Genomic DNA, 26,258 nt, shown 5'->3' on the forward strand with positions numbered 1-26,258 from the left:
AATATCCTGCCCACGCGTGGAGTTGAGAACAAGACCATCCTTGTTCCGACTGATCTTTGCAGGAACGTTTCATTGACCGGCGCGTGGCCGTCGGACATCTTTTTATGAATACAGCGTTGCTTCGGGCGACGCTGCCTTTCCTTCAAAAAGCTGTCCGATCGGAACCATCATGACACGTCCTCGCATCGTGGGCTTCAGCGCGAATCTGCAGCGCCCCTCGAAGACGCGCAGCCTCGTGGAGGCCGTCGCCGCCCAGACCGAGACCCAGCTCCAGGCCGACATCCAGCTGTTCGACATGGTCGATGCCGGCACCGCCCTCGGGGCCGCCTGGTCGCGGCAGGACCTGTCCCTGCCGGCCCGCCGCATCGTCGAGGCCATCGAGGCGGCGGACGGCCTCATCGTCGGCTCGCCCGTCTACAAGGGCGCCTATACCGGCCTGTTCAAGCACCTGTTCGATCTCGTCGATCCGACGGCGCTCACGGGCACGCCCGTCGCCATCGTGGCCACGGGGGGCGGCGCCCGCCACGCCCTCGTGGTCGAGCACGCATTCCGGCCGCTGTTCGGGTTCTTCGGGGCGCTGGCCCTGCCGACCGCCGTCTACGCCTCCGATGCCGATTTCACCGATGGTGTCCTGACGGAGGCCGGCGTGCGGGCCCGCGTCGCCGACGCCGCCGGACAACTCGCCGGCCAGCTCATCCACGCCGCGGCGGCGCGCCAGGGCGTCCGCGCCGTGGCGGGAGCCGGCCGATGATCGACCGGCGGACCCTCGTCGCGGCGGCCCTGGCCACGGCGGCCGGTGCGGCTCTTCCCCGGCCCGCCCGCGCGGCGGATCCGGTGTTCCGCATCGGCTACCAGAAGAACGGCATCCTCGTCGTCGCTAAGCAGCAGGGCGTCATCGAAGCGCGCCTCAAGCCCTTAGGCACGCAGGTCGCCTGGACGGAATTCTCGTTCGGGCCTCCGCTCCTGGAGGCCCTCAACATCGGCGGCATCGATTTCGGACAGACCGGCGACGCCCCGCCGATCTTCGCCCAGGCCGCCGGGAGCGACCTCGTCTATGCGGCGGCTCAGGGCGCGGCGGGCTCGGGCGCCGCGATCCTGGTGGCGGAGGGATCATCGATCCGGACGCTGGCGGACCTCAAGGGCAAGCGCGTCGCCTTCGCCAAGGCGTCGAGCGCGCACAACCTCACCCTGGCGGCGCTGGCGAAAGCCGGCCTGACCTATCCCGACATCGTCCCCGTCACCCTGGCGCCGGCCGACGCGGCGGCGGCCTTCGCCAGCGGTCAGATCGATGCCTGGACGATCTGGGACCCGTATTTCGCCCTGGCGCAAGGGCGCCCCGGCGTCCGCGTCCTGGCGCTGGCCACGGACATCGCGAAGCCGAACAACTTCTTCCTCGCCAACCGCACCGTGGCGCAGGCCCGGCCGGAGATCGTCAAGGCCGTGGTCGACGCCCTGTCGGGCGTCGCGACTTGGTGCGAGGCCAACCGCTCCGAGGTCGCCGCCATCCTGTCGCGCGGCACCGGCGTGCCGCTGGCCGCCACCGAGCGGGCCGTCGCCCGCACGGATTACGTCATCGGCCCGGTGACGCCCGACCTCGTGGCCGAGCAGCAGGCCATCGCCGACCGGTTCCATGCCGTCGGCCTCATCCCGAAGCCCATCCGCGTCGCCGATGCGGTTTGGGCGGCGCCTTCCAACGGCTGATCCCCATGGCACGCATCCCCCTTCGCGACGGCCTCACGCCCTGGCTCCTGCCGCTCGGCATCGTGCTGGGCTGGCAGGCGGCGAGTTCCGCCGGCCTCGTCTCGACCCGGTTCATGCCGGCTCCCCTCGACGTGATCGCGGCGGGCTGGCAGCTCGGCCGCACGGGCGAACTCTGGGCCAACCTCTGGGTCAGCACCCTGCGGGCGCTCGCGGGCTTCGCCGTCGGCGGCGGCATCGGCTTCGCGCTCGGCCTCGCCAACGGCCTATCGAAAGTCTCCGATCGGCTCACCGACACCACGGTGCAGATGGTGCGCAACGTGCCCCATCTCTCCCTCATCCCCCTGGTGATCCTGTGGTTCGGCATCGGCGAGGAGGCCAAGCTCTTCCTCGTGGCCCTCGGCGTGTTCTTCCCCGTCTACGCCAACACCCTGCACGGTATCCGCTCCGTCGATCCGCAACTCGTGGAGATGGGCCGGGTCTACGGCCTGTCGTCCTGGAGCCTGTTCACCCGGGTGGTGCTGCCCGGCGCCCTGCCGTCGATCTTCGTCGGCCTGCGCTACGCGCTGGGCATCATGTGGCTGACCCTCATCGTGGCGGAGACGATCTCGGCCTCCTCGGGCCTCGGCTACATGGCCATGCAGGCCCGCGAGTTCATGCTCGTCGACGTCGTGGTGCTGGCCATCGTGATCTACGCCGGCCTCGGCAAGCTCGCCGACGTGCTGACCCGCTGGCTCGAGCGCACCTGTCTGGCCTGGAACCCCGCCTACCGGACCGTTTGAGGCATCGCCTCGCCCCTGCCTGAAATTTCAACGGACTCGGCCATGATCGCCACCGCCCTGCGCGTCCACGACACTCCCGTGCTGGAAACCCTTCCCCTCTGGCAGCCGGCCGAGCGGCCCGTGCAGGAGCCGCCGACCCGCGCCCGCTCGCGGGAGCGGGACGCTCCGGGGGGCCTCGCCGTCACCGTCCGTGATCTGTCGAAAGCCTTCGACGGCCATACGGTGATCGAAAACCTCGACCTCCACATCCCGGCCGGGCAGTTCGTGGCCGTGGTCGGTCGCTCGGGCTGCGGCAAGAGCACACTGCTGCGGCTCATCCTCGGCCTGGAGCAGCCGAGTTCCGGCCGCGTCGTCCTCGAATCCGAGGGCGTGCGGCCGCCGCCCAAGCGCATCATGTTCCAGGAGCCGCGCCTCCTGCCCTGGGCCCATGTGGCCGACAACGTCGCCGTGGGCTTGGGCGAGACCGGCACCAAGGCCGAGCGCCGCGCCCGCGCCCTCACGGCGCTGGGCGAAGTCGGTCTCGCCGACAAGGCCGGCCAATGGCCCGCCACCCTGTCGGGCGGCCAGCGCCAGCGCGTGGCGCTGGCCCGCGCCCTCGTCTCCCGCCCCGGTTTGCTCGCCCTCGACGAGCCCCTGGGGGCCCTCGACGCCCTCACCCGCATCGGCATGCAGGCGATGATCGAGGAAATCTGGCAGGCGCAGGGCTTCACCGCCCTCCTGGTCACCCACGACGTCGCCGAGGCCGTCGCCCTGGCCGACCGCATCCTCGTCGTCGAGGACGGGCGCATCGCCCTCGACGTGAAGGTCGAGGTGCCCCGGCCCCGTCGGCGTGGCGACCCGATTCTCGCGGCCCTCGAAGGCCGCATCCTCGATCACCTTCTCCAGACCCACGCGCCGGCCTGAAAGTGTCGCACAGAACTCCCGCCCGGACGGTTCTCGCCTTGAGGCCGACGGTCAGCGGGCGTGCTGTGAGAGACACGAAGCCGCGCCCATTCCTTTCGGAAAGTGCTCCATGACCGCTCAGACCGACGTTCTCTGGTTCCTGCCCACCCACGGCGATGGCCGCTACCTCGGCGCCTCGGAGGGCGCGCGAGCCGTGACCCTGCCGTATCTCCGGCAGATCGCCCAGGCCGCCGACGAGCTCGGCTATTACGGCGTGCTGCTCCCCACGGGGCGCTCGTGTGAGGATTCCTGGGTGGTGGCCTCGGCGCTGGCACCCCTGACCCAGCGCCTGCGCTTCCTCGTCGCCGTGCGCCCCGGCCTGCAGGAGCCCGCCGTTGCCGCCCGCATGGCCGCGACCCTCGACCGGATCTCCGATGGGCGCCTCCTCATCAACGTGGTCACGGGTGGCGATCCGGTGGAACTGCGCGGCGACGGCGTGTTCCTCGATCACGACGAGCGCTACGTCGTCACCGACGAGTTCCTGCACATCTGGCGCGGGCTCATGGCCGGCGAGACCGTGAGCTACGAGGGCAAGCACCTCAAGGTCGAGGAAGGCCGGGTGATCTTCCCGCCCGTTCAGAAGCCCTATCCGCCGCTCTATTTCGGCGGCTCGTCGCCCGCCGGCATCGAGGTCGCGGCCGAGCATTGCGAGGTCTATCTCACCTGGGGCGAGCCCCCGGCCGGGGTCGCGGAGAAGATCGCCAAGGCACGGGAAGCCGCCGACCGAAAAGGTAAAACCTTCTCGTACGGCATCCGCCTGCACGTCATCGTCCGCGAGACGGAGGGCGAGGCTTGGGCGGCGGCCAACGACCTCATCTCCCGCGTCGACGACGCCACCATCGCGCGGGCGCAGGCGACCCTGAAGCGCCAGGATTCCGTCGGCCAGAGCCGGATGATGGCGCTCCACGGCGGCGACCGGACGAAGCTCGAAGTCTCGCCCAACCTCTGGGCAGGCGTGGGCCTCGTGCGCGGGGGGGCGGGGACCGCCCTGGTCGGATCGGCGGATCAGGTCGCCGACCGGATGAAGGAATACATCGATCTCGGCATCGACCGGTTCATCCTCTCCGGCTATCCGCACCTCGAGGAAGCCTACCGCTTCGCCGAACTCGTGTTCCCGAAGCTTCCTTTACGCGCCACCACCGGCGTCGCGCCGACCAACGCCCGCAATGACGGACCGTTCGGCGAAGTCATCGCCAACGACATCGTGCCGAACCGACAGGTGTCGGCGCACTGAAGGCCCGTTCCCTCTCCCAGTTTTCGACGCTCGATCGTCCCGATCCCGCGATCGGTCTGACACGGGTCCCCACACCTTTCAGGGGAGGGGGCTCGTTGCGACCATCGAGGTCAGGGTGATCGAGACGAACCGATCTCGAACCCAAGGACGACCCGATCCATGCCACACACCACCCGTGCCCTCACCATTCCAAGGCCATCCCGAGCCTGGACGTGGATCGCCGCCGCCCTCGCATTCCTGGTCCTCACCGCACTTCAGGCCCGCGCCGACGAGAAGGTGATCCGCATCGGCTATCAGAAGTACGGCACCCTGGTGCTCCTCAAGGGCAAGGGCCTGCTCGAAGAGCGCCTGAAGCCCCTGGGCTACCGCGTCGCCTGGTCGGAATTCCCGTCGGGGCCGCCCCTCATGGAAGCCCTGAACGCCGGAGCCATCGATTTCGGTTCGGCCGGCGAGGCCCCGCCGATCTTCGCCCAGGCCGCGAGCCGCGACCTCGTCTACGTCGCCCATGAGCCGGCCGCGCCCCTGGGCGAGGCGATTCTCGTCGCCGCCGGCAGCCCGATCCGCACCGTGGCCGACCTGCGCGGCAAGACCATCGCCCTCAACAAGGGCTCCAACGTCCATTACTTCCTCGTGCGCGCCCTGGAGGCGGCGGGCGTGCCCTACGACGCCGTGAAGCTCGCCTTCCTGGGGCCCGCCGATGCCGCTGCCGCCTTCGCGCGCGGCTCCGTCGACGCCTGGGCGATCTGGGATCCCTACCTCGCCTCCGGCGAGCGGGCGACGGGCGCGCGTACCCTGGTGACCGGCGAGGGCCTGGTGCCCAACCGGCAGTTCTACCTCTCGCGCCGGCCCTTCACGGACGCGGCCGCCAACCGCGCCGTCCTCGACACCTTGCTCGCGGCCATCGGTGCCATCGACGCCTGGGCCAAGGACAACACCGACACGGTCGCGGCCGAACTCGCCCCGTCCGTCGGCATTCCGGCGCCGATCCTTACCGTGGCCCTCAAGCGCCTCACCTACGGCGTCACGCCGCTGAACGCCGCCACGGTGGCCGACCAGCAGGCGGTGGCCGACACCTTCCACCGCCTCGGCCTGCTGCCGAAACCCCTGACGGTGGCGGACGCGGTGTGGAAGCCGGGCACCTGACAACCGCTCGGTCCCTGTGAAGGCGGGTCCCCTCTTTCGGAAGGAGAGGGGACCTCTCGCGTTCATTCGGTCCGGCGGGACGGCGGCGTTCGGCGACGCGCGGGCTTGCCGATCCGGCGACCGCTTTCCTCAAGCGAACGCGGATCACCCCAACCGGGCCAGAAGCCGGTCCATCAGCGGGTTGTCGGGCGTGAAGGCGTAATCGATCTTGCGCACGCTCACCGAATTGGCGCCGGCCTTCACCAGGGCGTCGGCGAGGTCGAACACCGCGTCGACGGGGCAATGCAGCACCATCTCGCCCCGTCCCTCGGGGGCGCCGTAGGGCAACTCGGCGTCGTGCAGGGCCGAGATGCCGGCCAGATCGATGTCGCCGTCATCCGGCATCGCGGCGCGAACCTCGCGGGTGGTGCGGGCGCGCTCCTCCGCCTGGATGCGGCCGAGAACGGCCCGCAGGGCGTTGCGCGGGCTCGGACCCCAGGCGGCGTTGAGGGAGGCGACGAGGTTGGCTTCCGAGCGCAGGATGACCCCGTCATCCAGGATCTTCAGGGCGTTGGCGGCGAGGGTCGCCCCCGTGGTGGTGATGTCGACGATGATCTCCGCCGAGCCCGCCGCCGGGGCGCCCTCGGTGGCGCCCAGACTCTCCACGATGCGGTAATCCGCGACTCCGTGCTCGGCGAAGAACCGGCGGGTGAGGTTCACGTATTTCGTAGCGACGCGCAGGCGCTTGCCGTGACGCACCCGCATCTCGGCGGCGACCTCGTCGAGGTCGCTCATCGCCCGCACGTCGATCCAGGCCTGGGGCACGGCGACCACCACCGTCGCCTGACCGAAGCCCAGGGGCGTGAGCAATTCCACCTGCCCCCGCGCCTCCGGCAGGGATTCGCGGATGAGGTCTTCGCCGGTGATGCCGAGATGGGCGGCACCCGAGGCGAGCTGCGCCGCGATCTCGGAGGCCGAGAGGTAGCGGACCTCGACGCCCGGCACGCCCACGAGCTTGCCGCGATAGTCGCGGGCGCCCGTGTTCTGGGCGAGCTTCAGACCGGCGCGGGCGAAGAAGGCGGCGGCGTTCTCCTGCAGACGCCCCTTGGAGGGCACGGCGAGGACGAGGGGATCGGTCATCGGCACCGGCTCAACGTTGGGGAGTGTCGGACGGGGCGACCCGCGAGAGCCACACGGCGCAGCCCACCGCCGGCACCGGGATCGGGCTGCCGAGGTGCTGCAGCAACCCGTCGTAACGGCCGCCGCCGACGAGGGGCAGGCCGGGGGCGCCGGCCGCCGTCACCTCGAAGATGAAGCCGGTGTAGTAGTCGAGGTTGCGCGCGAAGCCCCCCGAGAAGGCGAAGCGCTCGACGGGCAGGCCCCGCGCCGCCATGAAGCCCGTGCGTTCCTCGAACAGGGAGAGCGCCGCCTCCAGGGGCGGATGATCGAGGCCGGCGGCGCGGATGAGATCGCGCATGGCCGTCGCCGCCGCATCGGGATCGCCCGCGATGGCGCGGTAGCGTTCGATGAGGGCGCGGTTGTCCGGATTGAGGCCGGCGCCGCCGCTCGCCTGGGCGGCGGCCTTCGACAGGAAGCGCTCGGCGATCTCGCCCGCGCTGCGCCCGCCGACCCGCGAGATGCCCGCGATGGAGAGCACATCCTCCACGAAGGCGCGCACGCCCTTGGGGTCCTGCCCCTGGATCGCCGCGAGCAGGCCCGCATGGGAGTCCTCCTGGCGCGCGCCGTTGGTGACCTCATCGAGGGACCGGCCGGCCGCGATGGCCCGCAGGGTCCGGCGCTTGGCGGCCGGGGGCACCGCGAGGGCGTCGAGGAGCGCGTCGAGGAGGCCCATATCGCCGAGGCGCACGGCGTTGTCGCCGCGCCCCATGGCGGCCAGACCGTCCAGGGCGAGGCCCAGCACCTCGGCATCCGCCGCCGGGATATCGGTGCGGCCGATGGATTCGATCCCGGCCTGCAGGAACTCGTCGGGCTCGTCGCGGCCCAGGCGAAACACCGGCCCGCAATAGCTGTAATCGGCCGGGATGCCGTGGCCGTGTGCGAGGTGGTGGCGGCAGACGGGAATCGTGAATTCGGGCCGCAGGCAGAGTTCGGCGCCCCCGGCATCCTGGGTCACGAAGATGCGGCGGCGGATATCCTCGCCCGACAGGTCGAGGAACGGCTCCACGGGCTGGAGCACCGGCGGCGTCACCGCGCCGTAGCCCGCTTGCCCGAAATGGGCGAGCAGGCGCGCCGTGCCGTGGGATTCTCCGCCGGCGATCGCGCCGCCGGCCACCGAGTTCGTCATGGGTTCGCCCGCTCAGTCATCGCGTCCTCGTAGCAACGGGAATCCGCCTTGGCGACCGCGCGCGGCCCCAAAAACGCCCGGCGACCGGGCGTTTTGTCGGCCGCCCCTACAGCCAGCCCTGCAACTCGCGCCGCACCACGGTCTCGATCACCTTGAGGCCGAGCGCCCCGTCGTTGAGGCAGGGAATGTAGGCGAAGCGCTCGCCGCCATTGTCCTCGAAATAGTGCCGGTTCTCGCCGTCGAGCTCTTCCAGGGTCTCGAGGCAATCGGCCGAGAAGCCCGGCGCTACGATGGCCATGCGCTTCACGCCGCTTTTGGCCAGTTCCTGCACGGTCTCGTCGGTGTAGGGGCGCAGCCATTCCTCGTTGCCGAAGCGCGACTGGAAGGTGGTGCGCATCTTCTCGGCCGAGAAGCCGAGCGCCTCGCGCACGAGGCGGCCGGTCTTCACGCACTGGCAATGGTAGGGGTCGCCCTTGAGGAGATAGCTCTTCGGCACCCCGTGGAACGACGTGAGGATCACCTCCGGCTCGAAATCGAGCTTGGCCAAGCCCTCTCGGATCGAGGTCGCGATGGCGTCGATGTAGACCGGATCGTCGTGATAGGGCGCCGAGACCCTCAAGGTCGGCTGCCAGCGCATCTTCATCAGGGCCTTGAACGCCTGATCGCAGGCGGTGGCCGAAGTGGCGGCGGCGTATTGCGGATAGAGCGGCACGAGGAGAATGCGGTCGCAGCCCTGGTCGAGCAGCGCCTGGATGCGCTTGTCCATCTCGGGCTTGCCGTAGCGCATGGCCCAATCGACCACGACGCTGTCGCCCATGGCCGCCTGCAGGCCCTCGGCCTGACCCCGGGTGATGGTCTTGAGCGGTCCCTCGTCGCGCTCGGTGTTCCACACGCTGGCGTAGTCGCGCCCCTTCGGACCCGGACGCTTCGTCAGGATGATGAGGTTGAGGAGCGGCCACCAGATCAGGCGCGGCACCTCGATGACCCGGCGATCGGACAGGAACTCCTTGAGGTAGCGGCGCATGGGCCAGTAGCTCGTGCCCTCGGGGGTGCCGAGGTTGGTGAGGAGCACGCCGATGCGGCCCCAGCGCACGGGCGGGTGGTCGGCCGGCAAGGGGGCGGTTTTGGTCTGAAGGGGCATGCTGTCCTGCAGGGACGTCGGGGCGACGTGTTCGGTCATCGGGCTTCCGGGCGCGCCGCGCGGGCGGCAAAGTTGTCTCGGCTGGGATATCTATCTAGAGCAGGCAGCCTGCCAGCATCACCCGATGGATCAAGGCGCGACATGCCGTCTCCCCGGTACTTCTTCAACCACTTCATGCCGTTCACGGGCTATCCCTATACGGGTGCCCCGACCGCCTGCAATCTCTGTGGCTCGACCCGCAGCGTGACGGTGGCCGAAACCGACCGCCGGCTGAAGACCCTGCGCTCCATCGCCTGCGAGCAATGCGGCCTCATCCGCACGGACCCGATGCCGACCCCGGCCGAGTTGGCGAACTATTACGCCACCGCCTACCGGGCCGATTACCAGCTCGCCTTCGCGGGCGGCCCGCCGCGCAACCACCTCAACCGCTCCGCCCGCGAGGCGACGTTCCGCGCGAACCTCCTGGCGCCGAAGCTGAAACCCGGTGCCCGCGTCCTCGATTTCGGTTCGGGCTCGGGCGAGTTCCTGGCCGCCGCGCGCGCCAAGGGCTGCGAGGCCATCGGGGTCGAGCCGGGCCGGGACTACGCCGCCTATGCCCGTAAGCAGCACGGCGTCGAGGTGCTGGACGATGCCGACGATGCCCGCTTCCCGGCGGGGCATTTCGACGTCATCACCACCCATCACGTCATGGAGCACCTGCGCGATCCCGCCGACGTGATGGTGCGCCTGTCGCGCTGGCTGAAGCCCGATGGGGTGCTCTACGCCGCCGTGCCGAACATGGCCGCCACGGGCAAGCCGCCGCACGAACGCTTCCACTTCGCCCATGTCCACGGCTTCGTGCGCGAGACCTTCGATCTCACCGCCCGCCGCGCCGGCCTCGTGCCGCATCCCGATTATTGGCGCGAGGACACCACGGTGGTCTACGCCAAGACCGATGCCCCCGTGGGCGCTCTGGCCGTGCCGGGTCTGGCTCAGCGCCTCGCCGTGGACCTGAAGCCGATGCCGGCGGGCGCCTACCTCGCCTCCGGCGCCTGGATCTGGCCGATGCTGCGCCGCAACGCCAAGGCCGTGCGCGACACCTTCGTGGCGCGCTGATCGACCCCGTCGCACGCGCGTCGCGTGCGACGGGTCAAGATGGAGCCGGCTTTCCACGTCGAGACCGAATCCATGCCCCGTCCCAATCGCCGCCAGACCTTCGGCCTGCTCGGGGCGGGCCTCGGCGCCGGTCTCGGCACGCAAGTCCGCGCGGCGGAGCCGGCCGCGCCCGAGCCGACCTTCACCCTGCTCCTCGTCAACGACCTCTACCGGATGTCGGAGACGGACGGACGCGGCGGGCTCGCCCGCCTCAACGCCATCGTGAAGGCGGAACGGGCACGGGGCGTGCCGCTCGTCTACGCCCATGCGGGCGATACCCTGTCGCCGTCCCTGATGTCGGGCTTCGACCTGGGGGCGCACATGGTCGAACTCCTCAACCTCGCACCCCCCGACGTGTTCGTGCCGGGCAATCACGAATTCGATTTCGGCCCGGCGATCTTCGCCCGGCGCATGGGCGAGGCGAGCTTTCCCGTGTTCGCCGCCAATCTCCGCGATGGCGAGGGCCGGCCCCTGCGCGGCGTCCGCGACCGGACCCTGATGACGCTGGGCGGTATCCGGGTCGGAATCGTCGGCATCGCCCTCGCGAGCACGCCGGAGAAGTCGCAATCGGGTGACCTGCGCTTCGGCCCCGAATTCGAGACCCTGGCGCGGGAAGCGGCGAGCCTTCGCGAAGAGGGCGCCGACCTCGTGGTCGGCATCTGCCACACCGGGCGGGAGACGGACGAGGCCATCGTCGCGGCCCGCCTCGTCGACATCCTCCTGTCGGGCCACGACCACGATCTCGCCCTGCGCTACGACGGCCAGACCGTGATGGTGGAATCGAGCTTCGACGCCCATTTCGTCACCGCCATCGACGTCACGGTGGCGGTCAACGGCTCGGGCAAGGCCCGCACCGTGACCTGGCGCCCGAGCTTTCGCGTCCATGATTCGGCGAGCGTGGTTCCGGACCCCGAGACCCTGGCGGTGGTCCGCCGCTTCGAGCGCGACCTGTCCCGCGAGCTCGACGTGCCGGTGGGCGAGACCCGCCTGCCCCTGGACAGCCGCGTCGCCTCCGTGCGGGCGCGGGAGGCGAGTTTCGGCAGCCTCGTGGCGGATGCGCTCCGGGCCGAGACGGGCGCGGATCTGGCCATCGTCAATGGCGGCGGCATTCGCGGCGACACCCTGTATCCGGCCGGCCGCGTGCTGACCCGGCGCGACATCCTCCTCGAACTGCCCTTCGGCAACACCACGGTTCTCGTGGAACTGTCGGGCGCGCAGATTCGCGCCCTGCTGGAGATCGGCCTGTCCGAGTTCGGGCGCCCGGCCGGGCGCTTCCCGCAGGTCTCGGGCCTCGTCGTCACCGTCGATCCCGCCGCCCCCGTCGGGTCGCGGGTCGTCGCCCTCACGCATGACGGCGTGCCCCTCGATCCGGGACGCGCCTACACGGTGGCCTCGAACAGCTTCCTGTACGACGGCGGCAACGGCTACGGCGCCTTGGCTCGCGGGCGGACCCTCATCGGCCGCACCGACGGCACCCTCGTCGCCAATGCGGTGATGGCCTACATCCGGGCCAACACGCCCCTCGCCGTTTCATCGGAAGGGCGCATCCTGACCCGCTGAGGAACGCCCATGACCGGCCCCGTCGCCGACGCCCTGGCACGCTTTCGCCGCTCGGGCTCGCCCTGGCTCGATCTGCCGTTCTTCTCAGGCGACGCCGCCGACACCGTGGCGGCGCGGGTCGACGAACGCATCGCGCAAGGCGCCACCGTGCTGCCGGCGCCGGAGAACATCTTCAACGCCCTGGCGCTGACGCCGCTCACCGCGGTGAAGGCCGTGATTCTCGGTCAGGACCCGTATCCGACGCCGGGCGACGCCAACGGCCTCGCCTTCTCGTATGTCGGGTCGCGGCGCCTTCCGGCTTCCCTCAAGGTGATTCTCGCCGAACTCCCCGAGGCGCCCGCCGAGCCGTCGCGCGGTGACCTCACCCCCTGGGCCGAGCGGGGCGTGCTGCTCCTGAACACCGCCCTCACGGTGGAGAAGGGCAAATCCGGCGCGCATCTACGCTATGGCTGGGCGGCCCTAACGGATCAGGCCGTGGAAGCGGTGTCGCAACGCGAGGCGCCGGCGGTGTTCCTGCTCTGGGGTGCGCAGGCGCGGGCGCGGGCGGCCCTCATCGACACGACCCGCCACGGCATCGTCGAGTCCGGCCATCCCTCGCCTCTCAACCGCCAGCGCGACTTTCCCGGCTCGCAGCCCTTCGCGGCGGCGAATGCTTGGCTCGCGGCGCACGGCGTCGCGCCCATCGATTGGCGCTTGGACTGATCACGCGGACGCTGGGTCAGCGAGCCCGCGCGGCGTTCGGACTCAGCGTTGCCGTTGATCCATTCGGTTTCCGACGAGCGCAGGCCCTCTCTCCTTTCAGGAGAGGGCGCAGGTCACACCGAGTCGATCGCGCATCAGCCGGACACAGCGTGAGATGACGCGGCCCCTTGGAGGCGGGGGGAGGGCGGTCTATCTCCGTCGAGCCCTAAGCGGAGCCTAAGAATCCGCCGCGCCCGAGGAAACGTACCCATGTTCGCACGCCCCATCCTGGCCTTGAGTCTCGCCCTCGCCCTTCCGGTGGCGGCGCAGGCGGAGATCCGCAACGCGCCCCAGCCGCGCGCCCTCGAATTCGCCGCCTACATCTTCGCCGCCGCCAATGTCTGCGGCTACCGCATCGGCGTCGATCAGTTCGACGCGCTCCTGGAGAAGCAGGGGACCCGGTCGGCCGATGTCGGCCCGCGCGGGCCGTTCGGCGGCCGGGTTCAGACGATGTTCGCCCTGATGTCGAACCAGATGCAGCTCAACCGCGAGAAGGCATGCCTCGCCGTGGCCGGTGAGTATGGCCCCGAGGGCAACATCGCCAAGAACGTGCTGCTGCCGCCGATGCCGGCCGGCGCGCCCCCCGCCGCCGCTCCCGCCGAGACGACGCCGAAGCCCGCGCAGTAAAGAAGACCCACGCAACGGAACATGCCGGAGGCTCCGAGGGGCCTCCGGCATGGGCAGAATCATCGAAAGGGTTTCGGGCTCCGCCCGAGCCCGCCAAAGGGCGGATCCCTTTGGGAACCCGGACTCCAAAGACCGGCGAGCTAGAACAGGCCCTCGATCTGGCCGTTGGCGTCGAGGTGGATGCCCTCCGAGGCCGGGACCTTCGGCAGGCCCGGCATGGTCATGATCTCACCGCAGATCACCACGACGAAGCCTGCGCCCGCCGAGAGGCGCACATCGCGCACCGCGATGGTGTGGCCCGAAGGCGCGCCCATGAGGTTCGGATCGGTGGAGAACGAGTACTGGGTCTTGGCCATGCAGACGGGCAGGTTGCCGTAACCGTCCTTCTCGAACTGCGCGAGCTTGGTGGCGGCCTTCGACTCCACCTGGATGTCGGCGGCCCCGTACAGCTTCGTCGCGATGGTGCGGACCTTGTCGGTCAGCTTGGTCTCGGTCTCGTACGCGAAGGCGAGCGGCTTCTGCTCGCCCTCGGCCAGCTTCACCACGGCCTCGGCCAGGGCCTCGGCGCCGGCGCCGCCCTCCGCCCAATGCTTGCAGGTGATGGCCTCGACCTGAAGCTTCTCGCGGCACAGCTCCTTCAGCTTGGCATGCTCGGCATCGGTGTCGGCGTAGAAGTGATTGACGCCGACCACCACGGGCAGGCCGAAGCCGCGCACGTTGGCGACGTGGCGGGCGAGGTTGGCGAAACCCTTCTCCAGGGCTTCGAGGTTCTCGGAGCCGAGCTCCTTCTTCGAGACGCCGCCATGCATCTTGAGGGCGCGCACGGTGGCGACGATCACCACCGCCGAGGGCTTCAGCCCGGCCTGCCGGCACTTGATGTCGATGAACTTCTCCGCTCCGAGATCGGCGCCGAAGCCGGCCTCGGTCACCACGTAATCGCCGAGCTTCAGGCCGGCGCGGGTGGCGATGACCGAGTTGCAGCCATGCGCGATGTTGGCGAACGGGCCGCCGTGGATGAGGGCCGGATTGCCCTCCAGCGTCTGGACGAGGTTCGGTTGCAGCGCGTCCTTGAGCAGCACCGTCATGGCACCCGTCGCCTTCACGTCGGCGAGGGTCACCGGCTTGCGGTCGCGGGTCTCGGCGATGACGATGCGGCCGAGCCGCGCCTCAAGGTCTTCCAGATCACGCGCGAGGCAGAACACCGCCATGACTTCCGACGCCACGGTGATGTCGAAGCCGTCCTCGCGCGGGAAGCCGTTGGCGACGCCGCCGAGGGATTGCGTGATCGCGCGCAGGGCCCGGTCGTTCATGTCGACCACGCGGCGCCAGTGGATGCGGCGCACGTCGATGTTGAGCTCGTTGGCCCAATAGACGTGGTTGTCGATGAGGGCGGCGGCGAGCGAGTGCGCCGACGTGATGGCGTGGAAATCGCCGGTGAAGTGCAGGTTGATCTGCTCCATCGGCACGACCTGGGCCTTGCCGCCGCCGGCGGCCCCGCCCTTCATGCCGAAGCACGGGCCGAGGGACGGCTCGCGCAGACACATCACGGTCTTCTTGCCGATGCGGTTGAGGGCGTCGCCGAGACCCACCGTGGTGGTGGTCTTGCCCTCGCCGGCCGGGGTCGGACTGATGGCCGTCACGAGGACGAGCTTACCCTCCGGCTTGCTCTCCAGGCCCTTGATGAAGCCGTGGTCGATCTTGGCGATGTGCCGTCCATAGGTGTGGAGCGCCTCGTCCGGGATGCCGATCTTCGCGGCGACCTCGGTGATCGGCTTCAGGGTCGCCGCGCGGGCGATCTCGATGTCTGACGGCATGCCTCGTCTCTCCCGGTGATTTTTTGTTCGCGCCGAAGCAGGCGCGTTTTGGCGTACGCGGCCCCGGCGCCGCCAGGCGCAAACGGGGTCCATCCTCGTGCGATCACACCAGTTTGATGGAATGCCACGGGAAAAGCGCGTCGGAAATTTTCAACGCACGGACAAAATTTCGTTCAGGTCGGGAAACCCGCAGGCCGGGAAGTTCGTCACCCGGTCATGGCGGTCGCCGTGTAGCCGGCCTGGGTCAAGGCTTCGGCGACGGTCAGGCCCTGCTCCCGGGTGGTGACGGCGACGCGCCCGTGATCGAGATCGACCGCCACCTGCGCCTCGGGGTCGAGGTGAAGGATCGCCCGGCGCACCGCCTGGGCGCAGCCGTCGCAGGTCATGCCATCCACCTGCATCAGCAGATCAGCGCGCATCGCTTCCATGGGTCGGAAATCCTTCGGCCTCGATGCCGGTTCCCGCCCATGATGATCGGCCGCGGAGGCGATGCAAGGACGGCGATCAAAAACCGAAGTCACACAGGGGGAAAAATGCGTGTGTTCCATGGCGGATGCCTTGTGAGGGCTCCGCGTCTCAGCGAAAAAAGAGTTAAGACCGGAATCGCCCTTCGAGGCTGATTCGAAAATCCATTTTCGCGTCTCCGTCTGCGCGTGCTTGAAGAGAAAGTCTCCCGATGCCCCGAATCGTTGGCCGGCGTCGCGGCCTATTGATTCTGAGTCTCCTCGGACTCGTCAGTCTGCTCGGTCTCGGTGCCCTGGCCCCCGCGTCTCTCTACGCCCCCCTGGCCGGCGCGTTCGGCCTTGCCCTCGTCAGCGGGCTCGGCGGCGTCCTCGCCTATCGGCGGTCCGAAGCCCTGTCCGGCCGGTTCGAGGCGCTCTCGGGCGAGGTCGAAGTCATGTCGCAGCGGCTTCAGCGCATCGAAGCCGTGACCCGGCTCATCGCCGAGCAGCAGATGCGCGCCCATTTGCGCACGGAGGAGGCGGCACCCGTCGTCAGCGCTCCGGTCCAGCCGGATGAGACCACGGCGGCCCTCGTCGTCGGCGTCGAGGAGGTCACCGCCGAGATCGGTCTGCTCAGCGGTATCGTGCGGGAACTCGCCGCCGTGGTGGCGGCGCAGGACGGTGAGATCACCGTCCTCAAGGCGACGCCTCCGCCTCCGCCGACCCCCGCGCCGGTGCCCGTGGCCGTGGCCGTCGTGGCGCCGCCGCAGGCCGAACCCACGGTCGAGGCCCAACCCCCCCGCGCCGCCGCGCCGCAGGCGAGGGCGTGGACGCCCCGGGTCCTCGATGCCGATCCCGCCGCGACGGCGGCCCGCGAGGCCGCGCACGAACGCGCGGTTCTCGCGGCCTTCGACGCGAGCGGCCTCGAAATTCATCTTCAACCCCTGGTTTCCCTGCCGCAGCGCAAGGTCGTCTCCTATGAGGCGGTGGCGCGCCTGCGCATCGCGGGAACGGACGATGTGGCGTCGAGCACCCTGCTCACCCCCGATGCGTTCCTGACCGTCCTCGAACGCCACGGCCGGACCACCGACCTCGACCGGCGGATGCTCCAGCGCGCCGCCACCGTAGCGCGCCACCTGGCCGGGCGCGGCAGCCAGACCTCCGTCGCCTACGGTCTGTCGCCGCTCTCCCTGTTCGAGCCGGGGTTCCTGCGTTCCCTCAGCCGCCTCGTCTCCGACGAGCCCGATCTCGCCGGCCGCCTCGTCGTGGCCTTGCCGCAGACGAGCTGGCGCAACCTCGATGCCGAGCAATCCGGGCTTCTGGCGGGCCTGCGGGGCCTCGTCGGCGTGATCCTCGATCGGCCGGTGGATCTGAATCTCGATCCCTCGACCCTCGCCGATCACGGCGTCTCTCAGGTGAAGGTGCCGGCCGACATGCTGCTGCGCCCGAGCGCCCACGAGGCGATGACCGACATCGTCGTCGAGGATCTCGTGCCCGCCCTCAACCGCGCCGGTATCCAGCTCGTGGTCACCCGCGTGGAGCGCGAGACCGACGTGCCCGATCTCCTCGACCTCAACGTGCCCCTGGCCCAGGGCACGGTGTTCGCGCCCGCCCGCGCCGTCCGCGCCGAGGTGCTGGCGACGCCGGCTCCGGAACTGCGGCCGCCGGCTCCTCCGGCCTCGGCCAGCGACGATCCGGAGCCGCCGCCACAGCGCCGGCCGTTTCGGGATTTCCTTCGGCGCGCAGGGTAAGGACCTCGCTCCGATTCAGCGTCCCCTCGACTGAAGCCGTTGACGGATCGGCAAGCCGGCGCGCGGGGACGGGAGACACCAAGCCCGCGGCATCGGGGATCCGGGGGCGCGGGCTTTTCGTTCGAGAATCGGATGCGCGCGAGATCGAAGTCTTGTCTCCGGGCGGATCTTGCCTCCGGGAGGTCTTGTCTCCGGGGAGGTCTTGTCTCCGGGGAGACACCCGCCTAACGCCTGGAGAGCGCCTTCGACGCGACACAGGCTCCTCCCATGACCGTCTCCTCACCCGACCTCGGCCCCGTGCCCGTTCTGACGGGACTCGGCGACATCGCCGACCGGTTCGACATGATCCTGTGCGATGTGTGGGGCGTGCTGCATGATGGCGTGCGCGCCCATCCGGGCGCGAGCGACGCCCTGATCCGGTTTCGCGCCCGGCCGGGCGGCGGCCGTCCGCGCCGGGTGGTGCTGGTCTCCAACGCCCCCCGCCCGTGGAAGGGCGTGCAGACGATCCTCGACGGGTACGGCGTGCCGCGCGCGGCGTACGACGCCATCCTCACCTCGGGCGACCTCACCCGCAGCCTGCTCGCCGAGACCCCGGGCGCGCGCATCCACCATCTCGGCCCCGAGCGGGATGCGACGATCTTCCACGAACTCGATATCCGACTCGTCGACGCGCAAGCGGCCGAAACCGTCGTCTGCACCGGTCTGTTCGACGACACCCGCGAAACGGCGGAGGATTATCGCCCGATCCTGGAGGAATGGCGCGCGCGCGATGTGCCGATGATCTGCGCCAACCCCGACCTCGTGGTCGAGCGAGCCGGGTTATTGATTCCCTGTGCCGGCCTCATCGCGGAAGCCTATGCGGCCCTGGGCGGCCGGGTCACCTATGCGGGGAAGCCGTATCGGCCGGTCTATGCCGCGGCCCTGGAGATAGCCGGCGGCCTCGATGGGCTGGCGGCCCCCGAACCCGAGCGGGTCCTCGCCATCGGCGACGCCCTGCGCACCGACATCGCCGGCGCGCGGGCGTTCGGTTTGCCGAATCTCCTCGTGGCGCGGGGGATTCATGCGGAGGAACTCGGGGTGTCGATGGAACACGCCACCCTGGGCGACGTCGCGGCTTGGTTCGCCGCTCAATCCGTACGGCCCGACGCGATCATCGAACGCTTGGTCTGGTAGCCAGTCGACCGTTGCCGCCTCAGCGTCGTGGCAGCGCGCCGTCTCAAGGGAAGACAGGTTCAGATCGAGGGCGATTCGATCAATTGAACATCGCGTCGATCTCGTCCTGGGCCGTCGCCGGTCCCTTAACCTGCGGTCCGTTCAGGATCAGAAGCTCGTTGCGTTTGCGGCGCTTGGCCTCTTCCGGATCGATACCACCCTCGTCGCGGGCCTTCACGGCGGCGGCGAAGCGGGAGAGGCGGCTCTCGAGGTTGCGCAGGGCCTCGGCGACCTTGCCGATGCGCTGTCCGGTGATGTCCTGGAAGGTGCAGGCTTCGAAGATGTCGTTCATCCGCATCTCGACGGCGGACCGATAGTTCGCGTCGTCGGGCAGGCTGAGGATCTCTTCGGCCACCGTCATGATCGAATTCGTCGCCCCCGCCGTCGCCGTGACGACGCAGCCGAGTTCTTCGTGGGCCATGGGTAGACGATCGCGCGTCAACTCGTTGGCCCGAAGGGCGGCGATCTCCGTCCTGAGATGCGCGATGTAGTCCGCGATCTCCACGAGTTCGCTGATCAGGGATGATTTCTCCGGCGCCGCATTCTGCTTGCGCGTTCTGCTTGCGAGTGCCATCGCCTCCCGCCCTTCCTTGGTCCGACGTCCGAAGATCCAACCTGTTCGCGCGGAGAAAGAGACGAACCCCGGGCAATCCTTCTGGATTGTGCGGTTCGCCTACCGTCCGTCACCGCGCGACCGTATCGATACGCTCCGACGGATCGGCGGTCGTATCAGGCGCCGCAGACCGCCTCGATCTTGCTCTTCAGGGTTGCGGCGTTGAACGGCTTGACGATGTAGTTGTTCACGCCGGCCTTCTTGGCGGCGATGACGTTCTCGGTCTTCGACTCGGCGGTGACCATGATGAACGGCGTCGTGCGCAGGGCCTCGTCGGCACGCACGTGGCGCAGCAGTTCGTAGCCCGTCATCGGCTCCATGTTCCAGTCGGAGATCACGAGGCCGTACTTGCGGTTCTTCAGGCGGGCGAGGGCGGCGGTGCCGTCGGAGGCGTCGTCGACCTCCTCGAAGCCGAGCTGCTTCAGGAGGTTGCGGATGATACGGACCATCGTCTGATAATCGTCGACGACGAGGATCGGCATGCCGAGATCGAGGGCCATGGTTGCGTGTGCTCCGTCAGGTCGAGGTCGGTGCGGCAGGGCCGTGCCGACTCGGATTGGGCCGGGGCAAATCGGTATTCGCGCCCCTTGACCCGGAAACTATGGCCCATCGGCTTGAGAAGCCGTTAATCGCGCCCGAGTTTCGGCATCCCGGAGCGAGGCGCCCTCCCTCGCTTGACCCCTTCGGCGGATTTCGACAGGTTCCGGCGCGCAAAGCGACGTCTCCGGACCGTGCCCGCTCCGCCACAGCCAAGCTAGGATAAGATGCCGTCCGGCGACAACACAGCTTTGTCGGTTCCGGCTCCTGCGGGGGGTCGACGTTTCTCGGTCTGCCGCGAGGACGAACCGATGCCGCCGACCTTGTCCGGTGCCATCGCGGCCATCGGTAACTTCGACGGCGTCCATTTCGGACACCGCGCCCTCATCGCCGCCGTGCGCGAGACCGCCGCCGCGGCCGGCCGGCCGGCCGTGGCCCTGACCTTCGAACCGCATCCGCGCGCGTATTTCCTGCCGCATCTGCCCATGTTCCGCCTGTCGGACGCGGCGGCCAAGGAGCGCGTGTTCGCCCGCCTCGGCCTCGACGGGCTCGTGGTCCGCCGCTTCGATGCCGGGCTCGCCGGGACCGGCGCGCGGGCTTTCGTCGAATCCCTGCTCGTGCGCGACCTCGGCCTTTCGGGCGTCGTCGTCGGACACGATTTCCATTTCGGCCGTGGCCGCGAGGGCACACCGGCGGTCCTGGCCGAATTGTGCGCGGGCGCGGGCCTCGGTTGCCGCATCATCCCGGCGGTGTCGTTGCCGACGATGTCCCAGCTGCCGCTGTCCTCCCCCCCCGCTGCCCCGGAGAAGACGATGGAGCCGGTCTCGTCGAGTGCGATTCGGACGGCCCTGGCCGCAGGCGACGTCGCCCGCGCCAATGCCCTGCTCGGCTATCGCTGGTTCGTCTCCGGCGTGGTGCAGCATGGGGACAAGCGCGGGCGCACCCTGGGGTACCCCACCGCCAATGTCGCCCTGTCCGATTGTGGCCTCGCCCACGGGATCTACGCCGTGCGGGTGGCCCTCGCCGATGGCGGGATCCGGGACGGCGTGGCGAGCTACGGCCGCCGGCCGACCTTCGACGACGGCGCGCCGCTCCTCGAAGTCAACCTGTTCGATTTCTCCGGGGACCTCTACGGCCAGACCATCACGGTCGAGGTGGTGGCGTATATCCGGGGCGAGGAGCGCTTCGATTCGGCCGACAGTCTCATCGCCAGGATGGACATCGACGCCGAACAGGCTCGGGCCATCCTGGCCGCCGACGGGGTTCCCTCGATGCTGTAGCGGCGTTCCTCGACCGAGGGCGGGCGCATGGCCGTCAAAGGATGGCGGCCGGAACTTCGCTGACGATTTGTTAACCATGCCGGCGCAGGATCCACTCACTCCGGGAGCGGTCTTGTCGCTCAACCGGGTGGGACCACGGGGCCGGGGCGGATGACGCCGGATGTACGCGCATCCGCTTCCCGGCCTTCGTGGCCGTCCGGCCCGGGGGTCCTTCGTTTCGCGAATGCTCTCAGTTTCGCCGAAGTTGGGGGATTGTCTGAAGACTAGACGGTCGGGCTCCCTTCCGGAGTCATGACGTTCCGGTCACGAAGCAGGTGCCCCGATGATCAAGACCCTTTCGGTCGTGTTGACGGTTCTCCTCGTCCTCGCCCTCGCGGGCGTCGCCCGCCTGATGCTGCTGCCGTTCCGGGGCCTGCGCGCCCTCGGTCGCCGACACACCGCCGCCGCCTGAGGCGGCGTTCGCTGATCGAAGCGGTCGCTGGATCAGCGAGCCCACGCGGGGCTTGAGGGCGACCGAACGCCGCCAGTCCGAAGGAATTAAACGGCGTTCGGAGGAAACTTCGCCCGCGTGATATCGAGACGAGCCGCTGACCCAAGCCGACACCCGCCGAAGGGATGATTCCTCCGGTGGATGTCGGCTTTCGCCTGGGTCCTACAATTTCGTCCGCTTGCTCGCCAGGCGCTGGGCGGCGGCTTGAATTCCGGCATGATCCGGGCCGCTCAGGGCATAGGCCGTGCGGCCGCTGACCCAATAGGCGGTCTCGCCGTCCCCGGGGCTCGTGACTTCGCCCTCGCCCGGTCCGGGTTTGCCGCCATGCGTCGCGAACAGGGACAACTCGCCCAACGCCCCCGCGTCGATCACCACCTCAACGCCGGTTCCGTGGCGGGCGGGCACGATCTGGACGTCGCGCACGGTCCAGTCGCCCGGCAGATCGGGAAGCGCGATCCCCGTGGCTCCGGCGATGCCGGTGCGGTCGTAGGCGGTGGTGCGCTGCGCCGCGAGACGGCCCCGGATCTGCGCCGCTTCGCGGGCGTTGCGGGCATCGGCCACCAGGGTCGGGTCGACGGGCGCCGCGAAGGTGTCGGGCACCCCGAGGAGGAAGCTGTCCGAATGCGCGAGCCACCCGGCCCCGACGAGGAGCGCGATGACGGCGGCCCGGCGCAGGCGTTCACCGGCTCGGCGCCAGGTCAGGGATTGGTCGAGGCGTCGGGCGGCCTTGCGTAGCCGCTCGGGGACCAGAACGGGCGCGGGCATCTGCGCGAAGGCCTCGCGCAGGGCGTCGCGGTCGTGCATCTCGGCCATCACCCGGGCGGCGATGTCGGGATGCCGCGCGAGGTGCGCCTCGACATCCAGGCGTCGCGTCACGTCGAGCTGGCCGTCGACGAAGGCGGTGAGATCGGAGTCGGTGATCGGATCGACCATGGCTGTCGTTTCCATTCGGTTCTGGCCTACGCCCTGATGCCGATGGTCTTTCGCCCGAAACGATCGGGCCGTCGCCGAGCCGGCGACTCCTTCGGCTTTGTTGGAGGCGGGGTCGCCATGTCCGAGATCTGAGATCCCGGAAACGGCGATTCCGTCCGGACATCCCCGTCCATCGCGTCGGGGGTGTCGATTTCGTTGCCCGAAGACCGCCTGGATTACGCGGTTCCGCTTGGTCCGGCTCAGAGCCGGTCACCGTTTCGCGCCGATCCCTGCTCGCGCGAACCCGTCAACCGAACCCATCAACTCTTGCCGGCGGCCCGGCCGCCGAGCCCGGCCCCGGCCTTGTCCTGCTGGGGCACGAGGCGCAGGCGCGGTCGTTCGTCCGTGGGCGGTTGGCGTTCGGGAAGCGCGCGCTCACCTTCCTCAAAGGCCCGGAGCGCCGCACGGCCGCGACCGAGCCGCGACATCAGGGTGCCGATGGGAATGCCGAGGACGGCGGCGGCGTCGGCATAGGCCATGCCCTCCAGGGTCACGAGGTGGAGGGCGGCGCGCTGCTCCTCCGGCAGGGTGAGGAAGGCGCGGCGGATCTGCGCGAGGCGGACTTGGGCTTCCTGGGCCGGCTGCGCGATCTCTTCGCTCATCTGCACCAGGGTGTCGGCGTGGCGCGATTCCACGCGCTTGCGGCGCTGCTCGTCGATGAAGACGTTGTGCAGCACCGTCATCATCCAGGTTCGAAGATTGGTGTTGGGCCGGTGGATCTGGCCGGATTCGAGGGCCCGCACCAAGGCGTCGTGCACGAGGTCGTCCGCCCGCAGGCTGTCGCGCGTCAGGGACCGCGCGTAGCGCCGCAGGGGCACCATCAGGTCGACGATGGAGGGGGTCGAGCCGGGCCGGATCGGTTCGGTGGTCATACGATCATGAACGCGCGAGCGACGGGATTAATCCCGTCCGCCCGCGAAAGACGGTTCCCTCGGTCGTCGGGTTCTTGGGCCGAAACCCTACGCGTAGGTGGCCTGGAGGTTCAGGCTGCAACGGCGACCGACCTGATCGTAGGTCTCCGCGAGCCAGGCTTGGGCGGCGGTCCGGCCCTTGTCGCGCAGGCGCTCGAACACCCGCCAGCGGGCATCGAGGCGGGTGGACGCCTGGTAGTCGTCGAGGGCGCCTGTGCCGTCGATGCGGTGGACGTATTGCGGCTTGTAGTCGCCCTGGACGAGGACGCCCTCGGCGATGAGGCCGTCGAGGAAGTCGATGGCCCGCAATTCGCGCATGAGGTTGGCGTTGAAGGTGATCTCGTTGAGGCGGTCCTGGATCTCCTGCTGCGTGCGCGGAGTCTCGCGACGCTCCACCGGGTTGATCTGCACGAGGAGGATGTCGCGGGTCTCTGCGCCCCGATACAGGGGATAGAGCGGCGGGTTGCCGAGATAGCCGCCGTCCCAATGGGGCACCCCGTCGATTTCCACGGCGTGGAACACCGTCGGCAGGCAGGCCGAGGCCATGAGGTGATCGACCTCCAGGTCGGCGCGCTCGAACACCGCGAGCTTGCCGGTCCAGACATTGGTGGCCGACACGAACAGGGCTGCCGTCTCGGCCTTGCGCAGGCGCTCGAAATCCACCTGCGCGGCGAGCGCCTTGCGCAGGGGATTGTAGTTCAAGGGGTTCGACGCGTACGGGCTGGTCTTCAGCACCCGCCCCCAGAACTCCACGACGGGATTGTCCTTCCAGAGGGCGAACAGGCCGTTGATGGCGCCCCGCTGCACCGGCCAGAGGTCGCCGTCGAGGCTCACCTCGCGCCAGAACCGCTCCAGGGCCGCGCGGGCGCCGTCGGGCCCGCCTTCGAGCCAGCCATCCACCATCACCACGGCGTTCATGGCGCCGGCGCTGGCCCCCGTGAGGGCCTCGAACCCGAGGCGTCCATCCTCGATCAGGGCATCGAGCACGCCCCAGGTGAAGGCGCCGTGGGCACCCCCGCCCTGAAGCGCCAGCGCCACGGTCTTCTCGGCGCGAGGACCGGCGAGCACCCGTGTGGGTGCCGTGGCATGGTCCGGACAGGAGCCGCCCGGACCGATATCGGTGGGTGGATCGAGGGGGGCGTGCGGGTGCGCGTCGAGCATGGGGGGCCTCCGGGGATGGTGCACCGCAATATATGATGCGACACAGCAACAAGTGGGACGGGAGCGATGCGGTTCCCCGATCCAGCGCAGCCCAGCCCCTCGCCCGACGCCGCGACGAACTCGACATAATGCTCCGGATCGGACATGGGATAAGATCGACAGCAGATCGATGCTTTCCGACCGCCGGGGCGGCACGGGCTTGACGCCCGCGAGCCGTCATCTCAGCTAAACGGTCGAGGGCGTAGAACAACAGGGCGTCGTGGACGCCACCGGCGGATCGCCCGCCGGACCCGAAGGTGTCCTCGTAGACGGGCCGATGTCGCCAAGCCGGCGAAGGGTCCTCGGAGCGCACGGATCAACGATGGAAGCCATGGACGCGACCCCCGCCAACCCGATCAACGGCACCGCCCCCGAGATCGCCGGTCCGAGCCCACGCCACCGCACGGTCGGCGTCACCATCGGCTCGGGCGAAGGCGCCGTCACGGTCGGCGGCGGCGCTCCCATCGTCGTGCAGTCGATGACCAACACCGACACGGCTGACATCGACGGCACCGTGGCCCAGGTCGCCCAGCTGGCGCGGGCCGGCTCCGAACTCGTCCGCATCACCGTCGACCGCGACGAGGCGGCGGTGGCGGTCCCGAAGATCCGTGAACGCCTCGACCGCATCGGCATCCATGTGCCCCTGGTCGGCGACTTCCACTATATCGGCCACAAGCTGCTCGCCGACCATCCGGCCTGCGCCGAGGCGCTCGCCAAGTACCGGATCAATCCCGGCAACGTCGGCTTCAAGGAGAAGAAGGACACCCAGTTCTCGACGATCATCGAGCAGGCGATCCGCTACGGCAAGACCGTCCGCATCGGCGCCAACTGGGGCTCCCTCGACGAAGCCCTCCTCACCCACCTCATGGACGAGAACGCCCGGTCGCCCCGGCCCATCGACGCCCGCGCGGTGATGCGCGAGGCCATGGTGCGCTCGGCCCTGTCCTCGGCCGAGCGGGCCGTGGAACTCGGCCTGCCGAAGGACCGGATCATTCTCTCGGCCAAGGTCTCGGCGGTGCAGGACCTCATCGCCGTCTACCGCGAGGTGGCCCGCCGCTCCGATTTCGCCATCCACCTCGGCCTCACCGAGGCCGGCATGGGCTCGAAGGGCCTGGTCGCGGCCTCCGCCGCCATCGGCGTGCTGCTGCAGGAAGGCATCGGCGACACCATCCGCTACTCCCTCACGCCTGAGCCCGGCGGCGACCGCACCGTGGAGGTGAAGGCCGCGCAGGAACTGCTGCAGACCATGGGGTTCCGCACCTTCGTGCCCCTCGTGGCGGCGTGCCCGGGCTGCGGCCGCACCACCTCGACGACCTTCCAGGAACTCGCCCGCGACATCCAGAACTGGATCGTCAACTCCATGCCGGAGTGGAAGAAGGCCTATCCGGGCGTCGAGGGTCTCAACGTCGCGGTGATGGGCTGTATCGTCAACGGCCCGGGCGAATCGAAGCACGCCGATATCGGCATCTCGCTCCCCGGCACCGGCGAAACCCCGACCGCGCCGGTCTTCATCGACGGCAAGAAGGCCATGACCCTGCGCGGGCCGACCCTGGCCAAGGATTTCGAGACCGTGGTGACGGACTATATCGAGCGCCGCTTCGGCTCCGGCGCCCGCAGCGCCGCCGAATAGGGCGGGCGACGCCCACCACCTTCCCCCAAGCCTGTTGGCTGAACGGCGATCCCTACAGGTTGCCGTTCTCGCATGCTGCGCCGCGTGATAGCGTGAACGCAGTCAACCTTGCCGCCCGA

Annotated in this window: 25 protein-coding genes; 15 read left to right on the forward strand and 10 right to left on the reverse strand. The window is 69.5% G+C overall.

The features are described 5' to 3' along the window. The first annotated feature begins 169 nt into the window (after positions 1–169). The 6 genes from msuE to BM249_RS10315 all read left to right on the forward strand — a co-directional run bounded on the left by msuE (position 170) and on the right by BM249_RS10315 (position 5,799). Entirely contained in the window at positions 170–751 is a 582-nt protein-coding gene (msuE, locus tag BM249_RS10290) for an FMN reductase (protein WP_091971514.1), read from the forward strand. Continuing rightward, positions 748–1,701: an aliphatic sulfonate ABC transporter substrate-binding protein gene (locus BM249_RS10295; protein ID WP_091971517.1), complete on the forward strand. Its 954-nt coding sequence runs from the start codon at positions 748–750 to the stop codon at positions 1,699–1,701. Before msuE ends, BM249_RS10295 begins: the two co-directional genes overlap by 4 nt. Positions 1,702–1,706: 5 nt before the next feature. Beyond that, positions 1,707–2,480, forward strand: coding sequence for an aliphatic sulfonate ABC transporter permease SsuC (ssuC, locus tag BM249_RS10300; protein WP_091971615.1), 774 nt, complete (start codon positions 1,707–1,709; stop codon positions 2,478–2,480). Between the two features lie 42 nt (positions 2,481–2,522). Then, on the forward strand, positions 2,523–3,383 hold the full coding sequence (locus BM249_RS10305; protein ID WP_091971520.1) for an ATP-binding cassette domain-containing protein: 861 nt from the start codon (positions 2,523–2,525) through the stop codon (positions 3,381–3,383). Positions 3,384–3,492: 109 nt separating this feature from the next. Then, positions 3,493–4,656, forward strand: coding sequence for an FMNH2-dependent alkanesulfonate monooxygenase (ssuD, locus tag BM249_RS10310; protein ID WP_091971524.1), 1,164 nt, complete (start codon positions 3,493–3,495; stop codon positions 4,654–4,656). A 159-nt stretch (positions 4,657–4,815) separates the two neighbouring features. After that, positions 4,816–5,799, forward strand: coding sequence for an aliphatic sulfonate ABC transporter substrate-binding protein (locus BM249_RS10315; RefSeq protein ID WP_091971527.1), 984 nt, complete (start codon positions 4,816–4,818; stop codon positions 5,797–5,799). Positions 5,800–5,943: 144 nt separating this feature from the next. Here the strand turns inward: BM249_RS10315 and hisG are convergent, their stop codons facing one another. The 3 genes from hisG to hemH form a co-directional block, all read right to left on the reverse strand. Next, the gene (hisG, locus tag BM249_RS10320) at positions 5,944–6,918 is read right to left on the reverse strand and encodes an ATP phosphoribosyltransferase (RefSeq protein WP_091971530.1); all 975 of its coding nucleotides are present in this window, start codon (positions 6,916–6,918) and stop codon (positions 5,944–5,946) included. Between the two features lie 10 nt (positions 6,919–6,928). Next, a complete protein-coding gene (locus BM249_RS10325; RefSeq protein WP_091971533.1) occupies positions 6,929–8,083 on the reverse strand; it encodes an ATP phosphoribosyltransferase regulatory subunit in 1,155 nt (384 codons plus the stop codon). A 106-nt stretch (positions 8,084–8,189) separates the two neighbouring features. Then, positions 8,190–9,263, reverse strand: a complete 1,074-nt coding sequence (gene hemH / locus BM249_RS10330) for a ferrochelatase (RefSeq protein ID WP_091971536.1) — start codon at positions 9,261–9,263, stop codon at positions 8,190–8,192. A gap of 102 nt (positions 9,264–9,365) precedes the next feature. On the opposite strand from hemH, the gene BM249_RS10335 reads away from it, so the two are divergent. The 4 genes from BM249_RS10335 to BM249_RS10350 all read left to right on the forward strand — a co-directional run bounded on the left by BM249_RS10335 (position 9,366) and on the right by BM249_RS10350 (position 13,286). Next, positions 9,366–10,319 (forward strand): class I SAM-dependent methyltransferase, encoded by a 954-nt coding sequence (locus BM249_RS10335; RefSeq protein ID WP_091971539.1) that lies wholly within the window; start codon positions 9,366–9,368, stop codon positions 10,317–10,319. 72 nt (positions 10,320–10,391) lie between these two features. Then, on the forward strand, positions 10,392–11,918 hold the full coding sequence (locus tag BM249_RS10340) for a bifunctional metallophosphatase/5'-nucleotidase (protein WP_091971618.1): 1,527 nt from the start codon (positions 10,392–10,394) through the stop codon (positions 11,916–11,918). Between the two features lie 9 nt (positions 11,919–11,927). After that, complete coding sequence (locus BM249_RS10345) at positions 11,928–12,620, forward strand: uracil-DNA glycosylase (RefSeq protein ID WP_091971542.1); 693 nt, start codon at positions 11,928–11,930, stop codon at positions 12,618–12,620. Positions 12,621–12,869: 249 nt separating this feature from the next. Further along, complete coding sequence (locus BM249_RS10350; protein WP_091971544.1) at positions 12,870–13,286, forward strand: hypothetical protein; 417 nt, start codon at positions 12,870–12,872, stop codon at positions 13,284–13,286. 140 nt (positions 13,287–13,426) lie between these two features. Here the strand turns inward: BM249_RS10350 and BM249_RS10355 are convergent, their stop codons facing one another. Further along, positions 13,427–15,100: a formate--tetrahydrofolate ligase gene (locus BM249_RS10355; protein WP_091971546.1), complete on the reverse strand. Its 1,674-nt coding sequence runs from the start codon at positions 15,098–15,100 to the stop codon at positions 13,427–13,429. 206 nt (positions 15,101–15,306) lie between these two features. Then, entirely contained in the window at positions 15,307–15,528 is a 222-nt protein-coding gene (locus BM249_RS10360) for a heavy-metal-associated domain-containing protein (RefSeq protein WP_091971548.1), read from the reverse strand. A 248-nt stretch (positions 15,529–15,776) separates the two neighbouring features. Here BM249_RS10360 and BM249_RS10365 point away from each other — a divergent pair, with 248 nt between their 5' ends. Both BM249_RS10365 and BM249_RS10370 read left to right on the forward strand, forming a co-directional pair. Beyond that, on the forward strand, positions 15,777–17,294 hold the full coding sequence (locus BM249_RS10365; protein WP_091971550.1) for an EAL domain-containing protein: 1,518 nt from the start codon (positions 15,777–15,779) through the stop codon (positions 17,292–17,294). A 267-nt stretch (positions 17,295–17,561) separates the two neighbouring features. Beyond that, positions 17,562–18,467, forward strand: a complete 906-nt coding sequence (locus BM249_RS10370; protein WP_091971552.1) for a TIGR01459 family HAD-type hydrolase — start codon at positions 17,562–17,564, stop codon at positions 18,465–18,467. A gap of 79 nt (positions 18,468–18,546) precedes the next feature. Here the strand turns inward: BM249_RS10370 and BM249_RS10375 are convergent, their stop codons facing one another. Continuing rightward, positions 18,547–19,080: a protein phosphatase CheZ gene (locus BM249_RS10375; RefSeq protein ID WP_091971554.1), complete on the reverse strand. Its 534-nt coding sequence runs from the start codon at positions 19,078–19,080 to the stop codon at positions 18,547–18,549. Positions 19,081–19,235: 155 nt separating this feature from the next. After that, on the reverse strand, positions 19,236–19,619 hold the full coding sequence (locus BM249_RS10380; protein WP_018046001.1) for a response regulator: 384 nt from the start codon (positions 19,617–19,619) through the stop codon (positions 19,236–19,238). 264 nt (positions 19,620–19,883) lie between these two features. Here BM249_RS10380 and BM249_RS10385 point away from each other — a divergent pair, with 264 nt between their 5' ends. Then, complete coding sequence (locus tag BM249_RS10385) at positions 19,884–20,936, forward strand: bifunctional riboflavin kinase/FAD synthetase (protein ID WP_091971556.1); 1,053 nt, start codon at positions 19,884–19,886, stop codon at positions 20,934–20,936. Positions 20,937–21,258: 322 nt separating this feature from the next. After that, entirely contained in the window at positions 21,259–21,387 is a 129-nt protein-coding gene (locus BM249_RS22125; RefSeq protein ID WP_280142661.1) for a hypothetical protein, read from the forward strand. A 201-nt stretch (positions 21,388–21,588) separates the two neighbouring features. Here the strand turns inward: BM249_RS22125 and BM249_RS10390 are convergent, their stop codons facing one another. The 3 genes from BM249_RS10390 to BM249_RS10400 all read right to left on the reverse strand — a co-directional run bounded on the left by BM249_RS10390 (position 21,589) and on the right by BM249_RS10400 (position 24,470). Then, positions 21,589–22,359, reverse strand: coding sequence for an anti-sigma factor family protein (locus tag BM249_RS10390; protein WP_091971558.1), 771 nt, complete (start codon positions 22,357–22,359; stop codon positions 21,589–21,591). A gap of 299 nt (positions 22,360–22,658) precedes the next feature. Then, the gene (locus tag BM249_RS10395; protein ID WP_091971560.1) at positions 22,659–23,270 is read right to left on the reverse strand and encodes a sigma-70 family RNA polymerase sigma factor; all 612 of its coding nucleotides are present in this window, start codon (positions 23,268–23,270) and stop codon (positions 22,659–22,661) included. A gap of 87 nt (positions 23,271–23,357) precedes the next feature. After that, positions 23,358–24,470 (reverse strand): patatin-like phospholipase family protein, encoded by a 1,113-nt coding sequence (locus tag BM249_RS10400; protein WP_091971563.1) that lies wholly within the window; start codon positions 24,468–24,470, stop codon positions 23,358–23,360. Between the two features lie 361 nt (positions 24,471–24,831). Here BM249_RS10400 and ispG point away from each other — a divergent pair, with 361 nt between their 5' ends. Then, on the forward strand, positions 24,832–26,139 hold the full coding sequence (gene ispG, locus BM249_RS10405) for a flavodoxin-dependent (E)-4-hydroxy-3-methylbut-2-enyl-diphosphate synthase (protein WP_091971566.1): 1,308 nt from the start codon (positions 24,832–24,834) through the stop codon (positions 26,137–26,139). Positions 26,140–26,258: the final 119 nt, after the last annotated feature.

It is taken from the genome of Methylobacterium gossipiicola, assembly GCF_900113485.1.
GTDB lineage: Bacteria > Pseudomonadota > Alphaproteobacteria > Rhizobiales > Beijerinckiaceae > Methylobacterium > Methylobacterium gossipiicola.